The sequence below is a fragment of the Pseudomonas sp. WS 5503 genome, assembly GCF_012985385.1.
GTDB lineage: Bacteria > Pseudomonadota > Gammaproteobacteria > Pseudomonadales > Pseudomonadaceae > Aquipseudomonas > Aquipseudomonas paracarnis.
In genome coordinates this window covers 25,697-41,769 of the sequence record NZ_JAAQWI010000018.1, presented here as the reverse complement: position 1 = coordinate 41,769, position 16,073 = coordinate 25,697, and the positions used below count along the sequence as shown (strand labels likewise).

At 55.0% G+C, this 16,073-nt stretch carries 14 protein-coding genes and 2 pseudogenes; 9 read left to right on the top strand and 7 right to left on the bottom strand.

All coding sequences use genetic code 11. The features are described 5' to 3' along the window. Positions 1–118 precede the first annotated feature (118 nt). From HBO10_RS30680 to HBO10_RS30665, 4 genes and pseudogenes are all read right to left on the bottom strand, one after another. Positions 119–445 (bottom strand): annotated as a pseudogene (locus HBO10_RS30680) (DNA polymerase V subunit UmuC); the annotation flags it as partial. Then, positions 435–866, bottom strand: a complete 432-nt coding sequence (locus HBO10_RS30675) for a S24 family peptidase (protein ID WP_078468043.1) — start codon at positions 864–866, stop codon at positions 435–437. The gene HBO10_RS30675 and the pseudogene HBO10_RS30680, both read right to left, overlap by 11 nt. A gap of 240 nt (positions 867–1,106) precedes the next feature. Beyond that, the gene (locus tag HBO10_RS30670) at positions 1,107–1,949 is read right to left on the bottom strand and encodes an Ig-like domain-containing protein (protein ID WP_169904220.1); all 843 of its coding nucleotides are present in this window, start codon (positions 1,947–1,949) and stop codon (positions 1,107–1,109) included. Positions 1,950–2,393: 444 nt separating this feature from the next. Continuing rightward, positions 2,394–3,248: a type II secretion system protein gene (locus HBO10_RS30665; RefSeq protein WP_078468045.1), complete on the bottom strand. Its 855-nt coding sequence runs from the start codon at positions 3,246–3,248 to the stop codon at positions 2,394–2,396. Between the two features lie 528 nt (positions 3,249–3,776). Between HBO10_RS30665 and HBO10_RS30660 the strand changes: the two genes are divergently transcribed. From HBO10_RS30660 to HBO10_RS30635, 6 genes are all read left to right on the top strand, one after another. Then, positions 3,777–5,702, top strand: a complete 1,926-nt coding sequence (locus tag HBO10_RS30660) for a hypothetical protein (RefSeq protein ID WP_078468046.1) — start codon at positions 3,777–3,779, stop codon at positions 5,700–5,702. Between the two features lie 137 nt (positions 5,703–5,839). Next, positions 5,840–6,154, top strand: a complete 315-nt coding sequence (locus HBO10_RS30655; RefSeq protein ID WP_078468047.1) for a hypothetical protein — start codon at positions 5,840–5,842, stop codon at positions 6,152–6,154. 133 nt (positions 6,155–6,287) lie between these two features. Then, positions 6,288–6,593 carry a hypothetical protein gene (locus HBO10_RS30650; RefSeq protein ID WP_078468048.1) on the top strand — a complete coding sequence of 102 codons (306 nt, stop codon included), beginning with the start codon at positions 6,288–6,290 and terminating at the stop codon, positions 6,591–6,593. An 86-nt stretch (positions 6,594–6,679) separates the two neighbouring features. Continuing rightward, positions 6,680–7,693 (top strand): nucleoid-associated protein YejK, encoded by a 1,014-nt coding sequence (gene yejK, locus HBO10_RS30645; protein ID WP_078468049.1) that lies wholly within the window; start codon positions 6,680–6,682, stop codon positions 7,691–7,693. Positions 7,694–8,207: 514 nt separating this feature from the next. Continuing rightward, a complete protein-coding gene (locus HBO10_RS30640) occupies positions 8,208–8,432 on the top strand; it encodes a hypothetical protein (protein ID WP_169904219.1) in 225 nt (74 codons plus the stop codon). A gap of 103 nt (positions 8,433–8,535) precedes the next feature. Beyond that, positions 8,536–9,297: an NAD-dependent deacylase gene (locus tag HBO10_RS30635; RefSeq protein ID WP_169904218.1), complete on the top strand. Its 762-nt coding sequence runs from the start codon at positions 8,536–8,538 to the stop codon at positions 9,295–9,297. A 16-nt stretch (positions 9,298–9,313) separates the two neighbouring features. Here the strand turns inward: HBO10_RS30635 and HBO10_RS30630 are convergent, their stop codons facing one another. Together HBO10_RS30630 and HBO10_RS30625 are read right to left on the bottom strand one after the other, a co-directional pair. Next, a complete protein-coding gene (locus tag HBO10_RS30630) occupies positions 9,314–10,582 on the bottom strand; it encodes a hypothetical protein (RefSeq protein ID WP_078465727.1) in 1,269 nt (422 codons plus the stop codon). Positions 10,583–10,633: 51 nt separating this feature from the next. Beyond that, complete coding sequence (locus tag HBO10_RS30625) at positions 10,634–10,933, bottom strand: hypothetical protein (protein WP_078465728.1); 300 nt, start codon at positions 10,931–10,933, stop codon at positions 10,634–10,636. Between the two features lie 689 nt (positions 10,934–11,622). On the opposite strand from HBO10_RS30625, the gene HBO10_RS30620 reads away from it, so the two are divergent. Further along, on the top strand, positions 11,623–12,876 hold the full coding sequence (locus HBO10_RS30620) for a hypothetical protein (RefSeq protein ID WP_078465730.1): 1,254 nt from the start codon (positions 11,623–11,625) through the stop codon (positions 12,874–12,876). Positions 12,877–12,994: 118 nt separating this feature from the next. Next, complete coding sequence (locus HBO10_RS30615; RefSeq protein WP_161952138.1) at positions 12,995–13,168, top strand: hypothetical protein; 174 nt, start codon at positions 12,995–12,997, stop codon at positions 13,166–13,168. A gap of 628 nt (positions 13,169–13,796) precedes the next feature. Here the strand turns inward: HBO10_RS30615 and HBO10_RS30610 are convergent. Continuing rightward, positions 13,797–15,548, bottom strand: a pseudogene (locus tag HBO10_RS30610) (Tn3-like element TnAs1 family transposase); the annotation flags it as partial. Between the two features lie 3 nt (positions 15,549–15,551). Between HBO10_RS30610 and HBO10_RS30605 the strand changes: the two are divergent. Further along, positions 15,552–15,944: an isochorismatase family cysteine hydrolase gene (locus HBO10_RS30605; RefSeq protein WP_001351729.1), complete on the top strand. Its 393-nt coding sequence runs from the start codon at positions 15,552–15,554 to the stop codon at positions 15,942–15,944. The last annotated feature ends 129 nt before the right edge of the window (positions 15,945–16,073 follow it).

The window sequence follows — 16,073 nt, the reverse complement described above, 5'->3', positions numbered from 1 at the left end:
CACGAGGTAATGGGGCACGAAATGAATGCGCTCTAGCGTCGCCATTCAACGCCCCTGGGACGCTTAACAATGTCCATAGATAGAACTCAATAGCTTATGCGTCCACACTATACAACTTACTCTTATCTATTGAGTAAACTTCCGCCCGCGGGACCATACTTTCAATGGTTTGCTGAACTCTTGAGCTGATGTCGCCGTACAAAGCGTAGTTGCTAGAAAATGCTACAACTCCGTTATCTCTCAAGAAGTCTTTGATCTTAAAGTAGGGGTCACCCATCCTAAGTCCTAGCGCTTTTGCTTCATCAGTGAGCGCAATTATGCAACCGTCATTATTTGACAACGTTACTATTGGAGTGTTTCTTAAGTCTGGTCGAAATAGTCTTTCGCATGAGCAGTAAAAACGGTTGCAATCAATAAGCGCGTAGGTAGGTTTGTCATGACGCATGATGGGTCAGGCTCCATGTTACAACTCCAAAAACCTCTATCTCCTCGGAACCTTCAATTGGTGGGTATTCTGGATTGTCAGAACTCAGAACCCACGATCCATTTTGAGATTTGTCCAGCCGCTTCACTACAGGCTGATTGCATATATAAGCAACCACGACATCGCCAATTTTTGGTGTCCTAGCTCTATCAATTATCAACCGGCTGCCAGAAACAATGCCGCACGGCAGCATCGACACACCCTCTGCCTCCCCAAGCCATACATGGGGTGCTCGCAGATCAACAAGCTCGTCAAGGGAAATAGGCGGCTCGTAGTGGTCCGCGGCAGGGCTCGGGAACCCACCGGAGAACCTGCCTGACAGAACACAAATCAGGCCAGGGACTTCGGAAGCTGTGAGTTGGCGCAGGCTAGTAATGATCACGGAATGAAATCACGATGCTGTATGGATGCACAGTATAGATCCCGGCCCCTTGTTTCAGTCAATTCCGACCAGGGGATTTCAGACAAGCGAGCGCCATGGCTGCGCCGCAGACTTGGCTTATAGACGCAGGGCCTTGCAGATCAATTGGGCTACGTGGGCTATGACGTTAGGTGAAATGACCCATCGTTCGAGTCACACGGAGTGAGCGGAGGTTTTCTGCCCGCTCCAGTCGGTGCAAGTTTATAAGGGAGCCTTGCACATTTGATAAAGGTCGTACTCAAAGTTTCGACCCGCAGTCATCGTTCCTGCCTTGGCTCCTACGGTGTACCTATAGCCGTTGTAGTCGACGGGACCACGCCAGTTCTTACCCGCACTTGCCCCGACACCGGTGGGCCCTACATCGTAAAGCAGCCAGGTATTGTTATTGGTGAGATACGTCCATCCCTTACGGCTGTACATATCGTTATTGTTCTTCTGCCCGACCCATTCGCAAGTCGCTGCTGCGGGAGGGGGCGGCGTCGCAGGCGCCTGCGTGCCGATTGCTGCCTGCTGCTGCGTTATGAGGATTGTTTGGTACGCTGGTACTGGCCCCCCAACGTTCACGATCTGACCGGTTACTAGGCTCTGCTGTCGATCCTGTCGATAAGCAATCTGATTTTGATAGCAATTTTGTGAATGCGTAAAAGCGCTGCCTGCTGGAACAGTGCTTGGATCCGGTGTCCAGCCCGAGCAGCTGTAAGGGCTGTCATAGTTGGCCCATCCCGTGTAGATGGGAGCTATCGCCGCCCAAGCATCTGTGAATGGGACATACAATGAACCTTGCCCCTCATTGGTTACGGTTGCCGCAGTGACTGTTGCACCGCCAATAACGTTCGATGAGCGCAGAGTTACGCTTGTCTGACCATTTACATCTGTCGCCGTTTGAGAAGCTCCGAGAGTGCCACTCGTTGTGCTCCACGCTAGGTTGGTACCTGCTCCTACGTTGCCGCCGAAATAGTCAGTGACAGTGGCAGTAATGGTGGTGACCTCTCCTGTAGCTGCAATAGAAGCTGGGTTGGCTACGAGTTCAACTTTCAGGCCCATTTCGCAAGAACGCCATCCATTGGTAGCGTTGTCACATACCACGGACTCCCAGCCTGACGGGCCAGACGTTGTCCGGATCGGAGCCCAGGTAGATGCTTGTGACCATGGCACAATTGCAGCAGCAAAAAGAGCCACGGCGGCAGTAATACTGCCTCTTAGGGAGCGCATCCTTTTTTGCAGCGAACGCCGAGATACCTTTGACCTATGTTCACTACGTTGGATTTGACGCAAAGTGGCTTGTAATTGACTGCCCAATAGGCAGCTTTCTATCGGTAACGGGTCGGTCATGATCAGCGCCACTGGGTAATTGAGGTACGGCTTTCGATGGAATACTGCTGTGCACGAATTGCCAAAGACGGAGGAGTTAAACTCCGCTGTTAGAACTGATGTCAGTGCGGAGCTTCGCTTTGATTGCACGCCTGGTCCGTTGAGGGACTAATCCACTCACTTGCAGACGAACATCTTTCCTGAAGAGTCGAATGCAATTGATCCCTTGGCAAAGTCGCCGCATCCCTGTCCAGCGCTGACATTGCCCGGGTTGTATGCAACCTGCTTGACCCATTTGCCACTGGTGCAATAGAGCGGTGTGCCGGCTGCAGATCTGCTCACTAGGCCATTCGGGGAGCACGCGGCGGATTCGGTGTTAGTGCCGGAGATGGCGAGGTCACCAACTGTCGTTCGACCCGATGAATTCATCGTCTGGGCCGATATCCCCCCACTAGCAGTCACAGAGACCGTATCGACGTTGTTGACCTCTGTGATGTTGTTGTTGCCCATCAACAATGTGGTTCGCATCCGGTTCAACTCAGCATTGGCTTGGGCTGTTCGAGAGAGCTTTTCGCTTAGTGCCGCTTCACTCCCTGGAACACCGACTGTGCTGCGGATGAGGTGAGTGCTTGATGAGACGACCGTTGTCCCGGGCAGATTATTAGCTACGACACCGTCCCAATCCGCGATGGTGTTCTGGTCAACGCTGAAGGTGTTGGCTGTGCATGAGGTCGTTATGGGAGAGTTGTACTTGTTTACGGTTGATACACCAGCGAGATAAGGGGGCGTGGTTCCTTTTAGTACCGTGATTGCGTTAGCGCAGAGACTTGCCCCTGGCCAGGAGCCTTTTTCCCCTCGATAGGTGCGAGCCGCATCAAGGATGGTCTGAGTCTCTTGCGCAGTCAGGTCCGCTCGCTTTTCGTTTATGTTTTCCATAAACGAAGGCACGGTAGCAGCAGCCATCATTGCCATAATCGCGATGCTAACGGCCAGTTCTAAAAGTGAAAAACCTGACTGACGGGTTGGGTACATGACAACCTCAAGCTGTTATAAATGACACTCCGGATCGAATCATTTCACAGCTGTTGAGGGATACAACCCAAAACCAAGGCGCAAAATTCAAGTGGCCGTCTGCCGCGAAAATAGTAAGCAGATCGCCTCATTTCGGTGCAAAAAATGATTTTTTCCGCGAGCTCCCAAGGTAGGCAAGCCGATAAAATGCCGTCGGTTTTTTATGGCCAGCAGGGCGAAAATTTTCATATAGGTCCGACTTGGTTCAGCCACCTTCACGAAGCCAGCAAAAAGCACTCAACCAAAAATCATCTTGCCAAGCTGTTTTCTGATGCCCTATGATTTCCGGGTCTCGAAATGGGCCGCTGGCGTGGCTTGGTACGTGTTACCTCGGGATAAAGAGCTTCATCAGCTGTGCAACGAGTTACTGATACACGTCACACCCTGAAGTCGGTTTTGCGCACACCACAGGTCAGCCAGCAACCATCGTTCATCGCGCATACCTTCACGTCTAGGCATTGGCCAGGCGTAACCTTCAAGGCGATTGTGATGACCCGTATCCCATTTCAGAAAACCGATATCCAAGAATTCAAAGGCATCGCGAAACGTCTGTTCCGCGGGCTTGATCTCATTGATCATAAGAACCCTGACCGCATGCGTGAGCTGGTTGCCAAGGTTTTCGGCTACAACGACTTTCATGAAGTGATTAAAGCTGCTGAAGACGTGATTCCTGCGCCGGCGGCCCCGATCACCCGGTTCGATATTCGGCTTGTCGCAGCGGATGGATTGGTAAAGGTCGCGAACATTCCCTTTGTTGAAGCATGGCTGCGCGCAGGCCGGGCTCGATTGTATGGGCTTAGTATCGACCAGTTCACTGTTGAAGCTTTGCGCTCTGCTAGGCTGAAGGCTCGCGGGGTTGCAGCAAGTTCGCACTTGGCGCAGGACATAGGTGTGTCGACGCCCAAGTGGCATGATGAGCAGCTGCGATTCTTCCGTAACGGGGCCCCGAGCTTTGAGCTGTGCGTTAAGCATAAAGTCGCAGCTTTCCACTGGGGCACGTTCACTGTGCTCTACGACGCCATTCTCTCTTCGCGCTTCAAAGAAGCGATCATCAATCCAAATGGCTTGTTTGATGCTGGCTCCGATGATGCCATCGACACCTACCTTCGCGAGACCCTCATTCCCCAATGCTGGATTCCACTCTCGCAACTCATCCAGGACGGGCTCACGGTCCCAGATCATGAGGCAGTCTGGCTGTATGTAGAATCTGGAGTGTGCATCGGTCGTGGTATCCGCCACAAAGCACACGGTAGCTTCTTGCCTCGGTTGTTTCTGACCGATATTGAAGTCGCAGAAGGTCTTGCCATGACCCTGACTGGTACATATGTACAGGGGGGGTCGTCGCAGGGGCATAACTCTTTGAGTGTGCCGAAAGGTAATGACCTTGTGTATCAGCTTAAGCCTGGCGCTCGTTCCCCGGGGGCTGTCACTGACCCGCTGAACCAACCTGCAGCCAATCCGCATGAGCTGGATCTTGTGCCAAATCTGTTCGCCGGTTCTCAAGAGATTCTGCGTGGAGGGGGGCGCGGAAACTTAACAATTTGGGGCTTGGATGGTAAGGCTATTCGCGTTAGCCACGCCGATCGTCAGTCTTTGCAGAACACCTATTACGAAGTTGAGCCATGGCTAGCCGAGTCCGATCTTTCTGACTTGTTCCCCGATTACGTTGCGCCACCGGCTATTGACCATCGTGAAAGGTTTGCATGGTCGAAGGATCTGGAGAACAAGGTTTTCCTGCCTCCCGTATCGATCGAACTCCAAGTTCGCGCTGAAAGCATCATCAACCGGAAGAATGAAAAAGCCGTTGCTCAGTTAACCGAGGCAGCAACATCGGGCGAACTACTCACAAGGGTGGAGGCAGCGACCACGTCTGTGGTACTTGAGCAGCTGGCTGGCGACCTGATCTATGAGCTATTTGATGGCAGTGATCAAACCGAGCGGGTTAAAGACGTGTCGCAAAAGATGGTGAGCTGGTTTCCCGAACTCGCCGGTTTTCACCCTGATGTGCTTTACGCCGTCGTTGCGGTTCACGCTCAAGGCGCCTTTGGTGATCATTTCCCCGCAACCCTTCGCCTCGTGGACATTTTCTGTGCGGTGGTGCTGCTGCAGGCAGGGTTTCAAGGGGGGGGGCGCTTCCGTTTCTTGAGGATGGTACCTTCTCAAATTGCCCTGGGGCAGTGGTACAACGGCGTGATCTTGCTGACTTCTATCCATGAGGTGGCTGTGCAGTATGAGGGTTATGTCGCCGCACTTAAGAATCAGCAGGCGCGTATCAATCGGATCTCCTCGTCCATTGAGCTTGAGAGCAGTCGCCGGAAGGAGGCCTTCGATCACAAGTATCTGTATGTCAGTGACGAAATGCCCCGCGCCAAGCCCGTAAACCTCATGCAGTTGATTAATACGATGGGGGATTGAGTCAAGCCTCGATCGCTAGACTGTCAAGGCGCCCCTAGTCAAAAGGGCTGGCGGCGTTATGTTGCAACAGGTCATCAACCAGCCTCGTTAGATCTTGCTCAAACCAAGTCAGCGAGGCACTGACCTGGGGCTCTTGCATGTACTCTCTCCTGGAACTTGCATTCCTGCTCATCCTCGCACCTTACATTCTGTTCGGTGTGGTACTTGGGGCCGTTGCCGGCCTCATCATCAACTTGTTTCAACCAGCCATCCTGATGGCTTCAGTTTGGTTTGCGGTGGTAGGCGCCTACCTATCAGCGCACCGCCCAGACCCAGGTCAGCGGTTTATACCTCTGCTGGGTATGGTTGCAGATTTTCAAATCCTTGGAGTTCCTTTACCCAGCATCATCCTCGTAATCGCAGGGATTCTCCTGATCGTGGCTCTCTTGTGCCGCCAGCGGACTAAGCCGTGAGTAACTCTGAACCTGTGCGGTTGAGCACTCAAAAGGCCACGACGAATTTGAGAGGGGGCATCTGGCTGGGCCTTGGCGAATCACAAGTTATGATGGCCATTAGACGCCAGAGACCGAGAGTCGACCAAATACCATGATCAACCTAGAGCCTCAGCCCCTTGTGATGGGCACTCTCTTGCAATTCAGCAGTGACCAGCCAAGTGCTGTGATCAATCCGTTTGCCAGTTTCTCCAAGGAGCCATACGAGCTGCTCAGCTTGATCGAGGCCGCTACTGGCTATGAGCTTGATCCGCTTCAGCGTATTCACGCAGCTGAAGCTGGCCTGCTGGTGGCTCAAAGAACGACTCCCAACGCTGCACTGATGATTGAGGAGTGGATTCAGCATGCCGATCTTGCTGACTTTGCTCGTGCAGCTCGCCGGGCCTTGATCCCTGCTTAACCTCATCAATTATGCCCTCGCATATTGCGGGGCCTAGATCTGGCGGAACTCATACGCCAGAACAGCCAAGTACAGGACGCGCCACCATGCCTATAAAGCAGATTGTCATTCACCATATCGACAAAAAACCCGACGGCAATCCCGCGGTCATCCTTTTTGCTGACCACGAACTGCCGGCAGAGTCTCAGACGACTGAAACCCTGATGGCAGATCTGAATGACGCCTACAACGCCAAGCAGGGAAAGGCCTGGGGCTTGTTTCATCCAGAATCAGGCGCTCACCCATTCAGTGGCTGGCTCAGCAAATATTTGAAGCAGGAAACTACTTTCCTCGAATTCTCGAATGTGTCGATCGAACATTTGACCAAGCTGATGGAAGAGTCAAATCTCTCCACCGGCGGGCACGTTCTCATTGCTCATTATGTGCAGGGCATGACCGACTACCTCAGCATTGCGCTGTTGCATCACAGCGAAGGCGTCACAGTTACTGACACACTGGATGTCACACCCTCGCGACACCTCGATGTTGGCCAGCTCCACCTGGCCGCACGCATCAACATCTCCGAGTGGCAAAACAACAAGCAGTCGAAGCAGTACATCTCGTTCATCAAGGGCAAGAACGGTAAGAGGATTTCGGAATATTTCCGCGATTTCATCGGCTGCATGGAGGGTGTCGACGGTCCGGGTGAAACACGGACTCTGCTAAAGGCATTCAGCGACTTTGTGGAGAGTGAAGACCTCCCTGAGGAATCGGCCCGCGAGAAGGTCAGTACCCTCGTTGAATACGCTGTCAACCAGACGAAGCAAGGCGCGGCAGTCAGCCTGGAAGAGCTGTCGTCGCTGATCGATGAGGATCGGCCGCAAGCCTTCTACGACCACATCCGTAACAAAGACTACGGTCTGTCGCCGGAGATCCCGGCCGACAAGCGCACCCTCAACCAATTCCGCAAATTCACTGGGCGAGCAGAAGGGCTTTCGATCAGTTTTGAAGCTCATCTTTTGGGTTCGAAGATCGAATATGACGAAACTGCCGGCACCCTGATGATCAAGAGCCTTCCAACCCAACTGACTGATGCCCTCAAGCGCAACCAGAAGGGCTGACATTCAACGACAGTGTGGGCGGTCCGGCTCAAGGCTTCGATCTTGAGTCTGGCAAGAGCCGGGGAGTAGGACGGACATTTGTTGAGGAGCTGTGTCCGTCTACCTCCGCTGGCGCTGCTCTCTTCAATCTGGAAGATTAAAGATGAATGTGTTTTACGTTTTTGCCTTGGGCCTGGCTTTGACTGGATGCTCCAGCTCCCCTGCGAACCCAAATGTTCCTGTGATTGAGAAGTCTCTAACCCAGCAGTGGTACAAGATCGATCACGGGATAGCCAGCAGGTGGGTACCGATCGACACTCCTCACCCGTTATCACGGGAGAGAGTGATCTACATGGACCTGGCCACCATGCAACCCCCGGTGGTGGCCATACCAAAGGCGGCATTTGTACATCCGGAACCTGATCCACATCGTACGCTATCTAGGCCCATCCCAAAGCAACCGCACACCCCCCGGCCGGTACCGGGATCGATACAAAAGCCTACTGAGCACATCGAACCAACTCCAGAAAAGGGTATGGCCAAAGCTGATCTTCGCAAGCCAAGCCTGCAGGAGCAGAAGTTGACCATGAAGTACGCGGAGGGAGACGCTAATGCGGCATTCGACCTGGCCCAGCTGCTCTTCAGCCAAGGTCGCAGCGAACCCGCGTATGTTGCCCTTGAGTACGCCGTGCGGCAGAAAAACCCGAAGGCTATTGCTCTCTTTTCAAGCCTAAGACCTGAAGCGGGCGGCCAGCTGTAGTCATCTCTAAAGCCCTCAAGTTTCTCCTGCGTCGTTACCTCACGCTTGATTCCATCAGTCCGTCCATGGTCCGCTAGGCCAACGTAATGTTGAGCACAAGCCAATGAATCAGCTTTTAGAGACTTCCGCTGCATACCTCAAATGCGCCAACAAGATCGTGGTCTTCACTGGCGCTGGGGCTTCTTCTGAAAGCGGCATTGCCACATTCCGTGATGCACTGACCGGACTGTGGGAGCCATTCGATGCTCAGCGCCTGGCCACAGCACAAGCCTTTAAGGCAGACCCGTCACTTGTTTGGGGTTGGTATGAATGGAGAAGGGCCCAGGCGCAAAGCGTGCTGCCCAATCCGGGTCATGCAGCGGTCGCCCAGCTGGGTCGTCTTGTTTCAAAAATCACCATCGTTACTCAAAACGTTGATTCTCTTCACGAGCGGGCCTCCTCAGAGAACGTGCTTCACCTGCATGGGAGTCTGAGCAGTCCGCGGTGCTTCGAGTGCGCAATCCCTATGGATGTCCCTGATGTTGATGGCTATAACCTTGGTTATGGAAGCCGTATTGAACCGCCGGTTTGCCCTGAGTGTGGAGGGTTGTGCCGGCCGGGGGTCGTTTGGTTTGGTGAATCGCTGCCCCTGGACGTATGGGAGGCAGCAGTTGCGGCTGTTGCTGAGTGCGATGTGCTTTTGTCGATCGGAACATCCGGAGCGGTCTATCCAGCGGCCGCGCTGCCAAAGCAGGCGCTAAGCTCCGGCGCCGTAGTGATTCACATCAACCCAGACCGGGTAGCTGTGTCCAGTGAGAATGAAATCTCGTTGGTAGGGAAGGGCGGGGTGATACTGCCGCAGTTGCTGGCCAGGGCATTCAACTGACCGGCAAACTTCACGATCATGCTGACGCTTCAGGGCTTTTAAGAGGAATGGCGTTGAATGGCACACTCTGGGAAGAGCCGAATCTAGCGTGTGCCGCGAGCTCCACTACCAGAATGTCGTTTGTCGTGATGTCAGCCTTGAATACGCGGCCTTTTTTGACAGGAGGACGATTCTGAAAGTCTCGGAACGTATCATTGCTTAAGATGTACTCAGTCTCACCACTTGCGAGTTCGATGATGCTCTCATCTGCTTTGTGTCCTGGTGCGATCTCGTGGATCTGAACTGAGTGATGGAAATGCTTTTCACCATCTGGCCAAAGTTTCGCCGAGTTCTTCAAAGTCCCCGGATCGAAGCAGATTATGATCTCGACGCCAGGCCACAGTTGCTGAAGGGTCGGAACCAGGTGAGTGAGTGCAACCACACCGATGAATTTGCGATTCGGGTTCCTGCCCCGATAGCAGAGGTTTGTGCCATCGATGACAAGGCGGGTAATGCCCCTGCTTTCACGCTTTTGCAACTCAGCAATTCGTGTCTCAACTTTTGCAAGATTGCGCTGCAGAGACTCCACCTGACCGGTTTTGATACGGACAGCTTTATCCGTGTCTTCGAGCCCAAACAGGTTGAAGCATTGTTGCTGTACGACCCGCCGGCTAATTGCGTCCGGTGCAGCTTTGAACCGAAGGTCAAATTCAGCCGCAGACGCCCGAGCCTCGATAGCCAAGGCCAACTCACCGGTTAGCTTTTTCATTTCACGCAGCGGATCCACCAGGTGCTCGTCAAACCGTCTGACATCCGCATCGAGTTTAGCGACGTCGGGTTCAAGGTCTGCGACTTGGCGGTTATAGGTGGCGATTTCGGCATCTGCCTCTAGCCAGTCCAAGGTTTTATGGAACTGGATCTGGTAGTAGATTTTCTCGACGGCGCCGATCTGAATTTTGAGCTCAGACTCGAGTTTGGCAATCTTAGCCTCACGCTCAGTGTCTACCTTCGGCTTCGACTCACATTTTGGATGGGGTATTGTGCCAAACAGGCGCAGCTTTATGATTTCACTTACAGATAGTGGCGCCCAGGTCGCAAGGTAGGGGCTACCCATACGAGTTGAGTTCAACTCTTTCTGAATTGTCCCCACTCGCGCTCGCGCTAGTTCAAGTGACGCCTTGGCCTCCACTTCGTTAAAACAGTGGAGCCACCCGAGGAGAGTGTGCTGCTCTTCGACATTCTTTTTGGCTACCAGTAGAGCCGCAGATGCGGCCTCAAATCGCTTGCGATAGGGGTTGAGTTCCATGGTTGCCTTAAGTCCTGTCTATTTCGGTTATTCGTGTACCGCCATCGAGGATCAGTCTTGCTCAAAGCACCCGGCGGGACAGGTCATAGAATCCAAGCCGTGCGAGCAAACTCCGTTATCCCAGTCTTCTGCTTGAGTCGCCCGGAGCTCCTCTTGGGTTTGATATCCATAGGTCTCACGCGCATAAGCGAAAGCGGGCTTGTCAGACTCCTGATCGGAAAACTCATCCAGCATCGAATCGCAGAACGTAGAGTGGACGACGGCCTCATAGGTTGTGCCGTGTTTACAGGCGGCGGAATAGAGGTCATCGACGCGTTGCTTGGTCTCTGAAGATGGGTTGATTTCGAGCATAGTCCTGGTGTCCTCGTCAGTGTGTATTACGGGACATTCTAACGTCCTTATCTGGCGCACATAGCCAACCGCTCACTCGGGATTTCAGTAACACGAATGCCCCGTTATTTCGGGTGGCCTAGCTGATTGATCTTGGACGTGCTGGTTTCTGCGCTGTGCTAGTGTAGGAAAAGGTACTACATTTTTCGCAATAGTCAGCCTCATGTCGTCAGAACAGAATTGCCTCCAAGCCGTTCGGAAATGTCTTTCGAGCGTAACCTGGAGTTCAACATGTCTTTTTTTGACTCGCTTTTTGATTTGGTTGGCAGCGCGGTTGGCACTGTAGGTGATCTAGCAGTATCTGCGGTCGACATCGTGGTCGAAAACCCTGGCAAAGCCGCATTGGTATGCCTTGGTACGCTGGCCACTGGTGGTACAGCGCTGGCTTTTGCAGGTCCACTCGCCGCAGCCGCCGGATCTGCAGGGTTGTTGGGCGCAACGGCATCAGGGACAGCGATTAGCTCACTCACAGGCGTTGCGTTGACAAACGCCTCACTGGCGGCTGTTGGAGGAGGGGCTCTCGCCGCAGGCGGTGGTGGAATGGCGGTAGGCGCCACTGTAGTGGCTTCGACCGGAGCAGTATTAGGTGCTGCGGCTGGCGCGGGTGTAGCGGTTGGTGTCTCAGAGGCAGACAAAAAAGGGTAGGGCACATGCCGCGCATGACCAAGGCACATAGGGCAGGTCTGGATTTTCTTGATTTGGTCTTCTTCAACGATTTGGTCGTTCACGTAGGCATGGATGCCGAAGAACGCTCGCAGCTCCGAAGGATTGTTGAGCGGGTCACGCAAATGGTCGAGTGCCGGCATTCGGGCCGAGAGGCTGAAGTCATAAAGCATTTGGTGTTTTTCATCCTTGAGGTGAGCCTGGCCAACACCACCGAGGAGTTGATGCAGGTAAATCCGAATGTACCTCCGCCACCAAATCTTTCCTCTGAGCAGATTGAAGCAGTCGACAACTTCTGGAATGACTACCAGATGGCCTACATGACTGTGGTTACGGAAAAAAGCACTGGGGTTTTGGCCAATCCTGCATTGGAGATAGCTGAGGTATTGATAGGGGAGTTCGCTGGCTACTCGCCTCTAGTCAGGCGAGATCTGCTCACACGATGCTTTGTCAGTGAGTTCAAAGACGCGCCATTAGGTGTTTACTGTTGGCTGATCGTTTCTGGAGTTTTGCCGGTAACCAAGAACAATCCGGATCGAATCACGGATGAATTCAGCGATTCCTTCATTACACGCATAGCCTTGCTCGCCGATTACCAGATGATTGTCCACGCCTTCAACATGATGATTAGCAAGGATGAGGGTAGCGCCGTATACCTCCGTATGCGGAATCTCAGCCTGACAGAAGAAACGGTCGATCGCCTTTTGGATATTCAAAGGCATTTCAATGAAGCACTCAACAAGAAAAGCCTGAGTGGCATCCCTCTGATCTGCTGGCGGGATCTTGAAGATCCATTGCAGGTTCAGGGGTTCTTCGCCGAATGGAGCAAGCGGAAGGTGCGTTTTCGGATGCACACCGGGACCCTGGGCAGCTGGTTGGGCATTTTGGGGGCGGGCATGGTTCATGAACAACTGATGGTCGAGTATGCCCATGCCGCTAGGAATCAATACCCCAACAACCCCGGAACGGTGAGGCTTTCGGATCTCAAGGTCCCTGCGGTCTTCAGTGCCTATGACAATCGGCACACTCTCACTGATTTCGTGCAATGCCGGCTCTCTGATTACGGCCTCAGAATCAATCCAGACACCCTATACCGCAGCCATTCGACAATGAGAAAAACGACGCTGCGGTTACTGGCGATGTACTGCGACATGACGCGCGCTTCGGGCATTGCAATGGCTGCCCCGTACGAGGACGTTAACTACGGCAATGCGTTCATACACTCAGACAAGCTAGGCTGACAGCCTCATTCATCATGACGCTCCACGTCCAACCGGTCAGCGGCCGTGTCACATCGCCCAGGTGGGCAGAACGCCAGGTGCCGTTATGTTAGTGCGGCCGTACCAATAGGAACGTCTCATGTCCACCGAACAGCCGAACAAGCCAATTGCACTGCTAGTTGCCGAGGTCAAAGCACAAGCCCTGAATGCACCTGCAACTGAACAATCAGCAGCGTTGGCCAGGATCAATGTCCTTGTCGCCAACCTAAAAACATATGGACCTTCGTCAGTGCCTGCCAGGCTGGATAACTGAACGTGGAGCATACAAATCATGACCAAGGACGTCACAACATTAACCTTCCACGGCGGGCTGAAAGGGAGAGGTTATCGACGATGCCCCGGCGAAACGTGTGTCCCCCCTTGTAAGCTGGCCCACCAGGAGTGGCTCTGACATCAGCCCACCTGTTTTTCCGCACGATTACAAAGAATAAAGGCTGTCACAACACCTCCTTTGACTGGGCAAACATAGGCTGTCCTGCTGCTTGACGGCAGTTAGCCGTCCGAGCAGAGCGGGGTGCCCTGGTTGTGACAACCTTTATTGTTTCGCCCTGCTGGCTGACCAGCCACTTTTCCGCACGACTAGAAAGAATAAAGGTTGTCACAACACCCCCTCTGACTAGGCCAAACCTACACTTGCCGGGTGGTTGAGGACAGTTAGTTGTCCGAACAGAGCGGGGTGCACACTGTTTGTGACAACCTTTATTGTTTAGTCCTGCCGGATGGCCAGCCACCTTACAAAAATCGAAAGATACAGAAAATGTAAGCAGTCCTGGCTGATGGCCAAGGCCGTTTCAATTCGCCTGGCGGGAGGCTCACAACGGGTCTGAACCGCCAGTGCACCTCCAAACGGGGAGCCCGCAGAATTCGGAAAAAATCGTACGCTAAGGTTTTCCGGGCATCCGTAAGGGCCGAAACTTCCCGTCTTCCAGTCTGCGGCTCTGCCGCCAGACGTAATCGCCGGTTAGGTTGATGTGCTCCCAGCCCAGCGGCGACAGGAATTGCAGCAGCTCGCCGTCCACCGGCTTGCCGGCCTCGACCAACCCCTGGGTGGCGCGTTCCAGGTACACCGTGTTCCACAGCACGATAGCCGCCGTCACCAGGTTGAGGCCGCTGGCCCGGTAGCGCTGCTGCTCGAAGCTCCGATCCCTGATTTCCCCAAGGCGGTTGAAGAACACCGCCCTGGCCAGCGAGTTGCGCGCCTCACCTTTGTTCAGGCCGGCATGCACGCGGCGGCGCAGTTCAACACTTTGCAGCCAGTCCAGGATGAACAGCGTGCGCTCGATCCGGCCCAGCTCGCGCAGGGCCACGGCCAGTCCGTTCTGGCGCGGGTAGCTGCCGAGCTTGCGCAGCATCAGCGAGGCGGTGACGGTGCCCTGCTTGATCGAGCTGGCCAGGCGCAGGATGTCGTCCCAGTGGGCACGCACGTGCTTGATGTTCAGGGTGCCGCCGATCAGCGGGCGCAACGTCGGGTAGGCTTGCACGCCCTGCGGCACGTACAGCTTGGTTTCGCCGAGGTCGCGGATGCGCGGCGCGAAGCGGAAGCCTAGCAGGTGCATCAGGGCAAAGACGTGATCGGTGAAGCCGGCCGTGTCGGTGTAGTGCTCCTCGATCCGCAGGTCGGACTCGTGGTACAGCAGGCCGTCGAGCACATAGGTGGAATCGCGGACGCCGACATTCACCACGCGGGTGCTGAACGGCGCGTACTGGTCGGAGATATGGGTATAGAACAGCCGTCCCGGCTCGCTACCGTACTTCGGGTTGACGTGCCCGGTGCTCTCGCCCCGGCCACCCGCGCGGAAGCGCTGGCCATCGGAGGATGAGGTCGTGCCGTCGCCCCAGTGGGCGGCAAAGGCGTGGCGATACTGGTGGTTGACCAGCTCGGCCAAGGCCGCCGAATAGGTTTCGTCGCGGATGTGCCAGGCTTGCAGCCAGGACAGCTTGGCGTAGGTCAGGCCGGGGCTCGACTCGGCCATCTTGGTCAGCCCGAGGTTGATCGCATCACCGAGGATTGCGGACAGCAGCAACGTCCTGTCTTTGGCCTCGGCCCCGTCCTTCAAGTGGGTGAAGTGGCGGCTGAAGCCCGTCCAGTCGTCCACGTCCATCAGCAGTTCGGTGATCTTGATGCGCGGCAGTAACTGGCTGGTTTGGTCGATCAGCGCCTGCGCCCGATCCGGCACCGCCGCATCCAGCGGGGTGATTTTCAGCCCTGACTCGGTGAGGATGGCATCGGGCAGCTCGTTGTCCTTGGCCAGGCGGGTGACGGTGGCCAACTGCTCGTCCAGCAGCTGCAAACGCTCTTCCAGGTACTGGTCGCTGTTCGGGTTGATCGCCAGGGGCAGGGCCTGCTCGCGCTTGAGTGCGGCGAACTTCTCGGCCGGCAGCAGGTAGTCGTCGAAGTCGCGGAACTGCCGCGAGCCCTTGACCCAGATGTCGCCGGAGCGCAGGGCGTTCTTCAGCTCGGACAGGGCGCAGATTTCGTAGAATTTCCGGTCGAGGCCTTCCGGGGTGATCACCAGCGGCTTCCAGCGCGGCTTGATGAAGGCCGTGGGTGCATCGGCCGGCACCTTGCGCAGGTTGTCGGCGTTCATCTCACGCAGGGTCTGCACGGCTGCCAGCACGCCTTGCGCGGCCGGCCCGTGCTGTTCCCCAACTTTTCGCTCGGCGAAGAGTATGAACATGCGCCGCCGGCGACGAATCGCCAAATCTCACCGTATCTCCCGAGCGGACGATTTCGCACCGGTCTGCCCGTCGAAGGGCTTGCGATCGAACGGGGCGACCTTTTCTATGCATGTCCGCGAGCCAGCGTCTTTTATGGCACGGCGCTCGACGCCGACCTTCGGACGCGCGGCGTAAGCACGCTTGTCATGGCCGGGATAAGCACCACCGGCGTTGTTCTTTCAAGCGTCGCCTGGGCTAGTGATGCGGACTACGACGTGCGTTTGGTCCAGGACTGCTGCTACGACCCGGATCGGGATGCCCACGAAGCTCTGTTGCGTTCCGGGTTCGGCGGACGTGTACAGGTCGTGTAATTTTCGGGCCTCGCATGATCGCGGCCATAGCCGCAGGTGGATTGGTGCGAGGCAGGGCCAGTCCAAGTCAGGGTGCGGTCATCGCGGCGCCTGCAACTCTCAAAAACCCATCGCCGTAGCGGAGGTCTT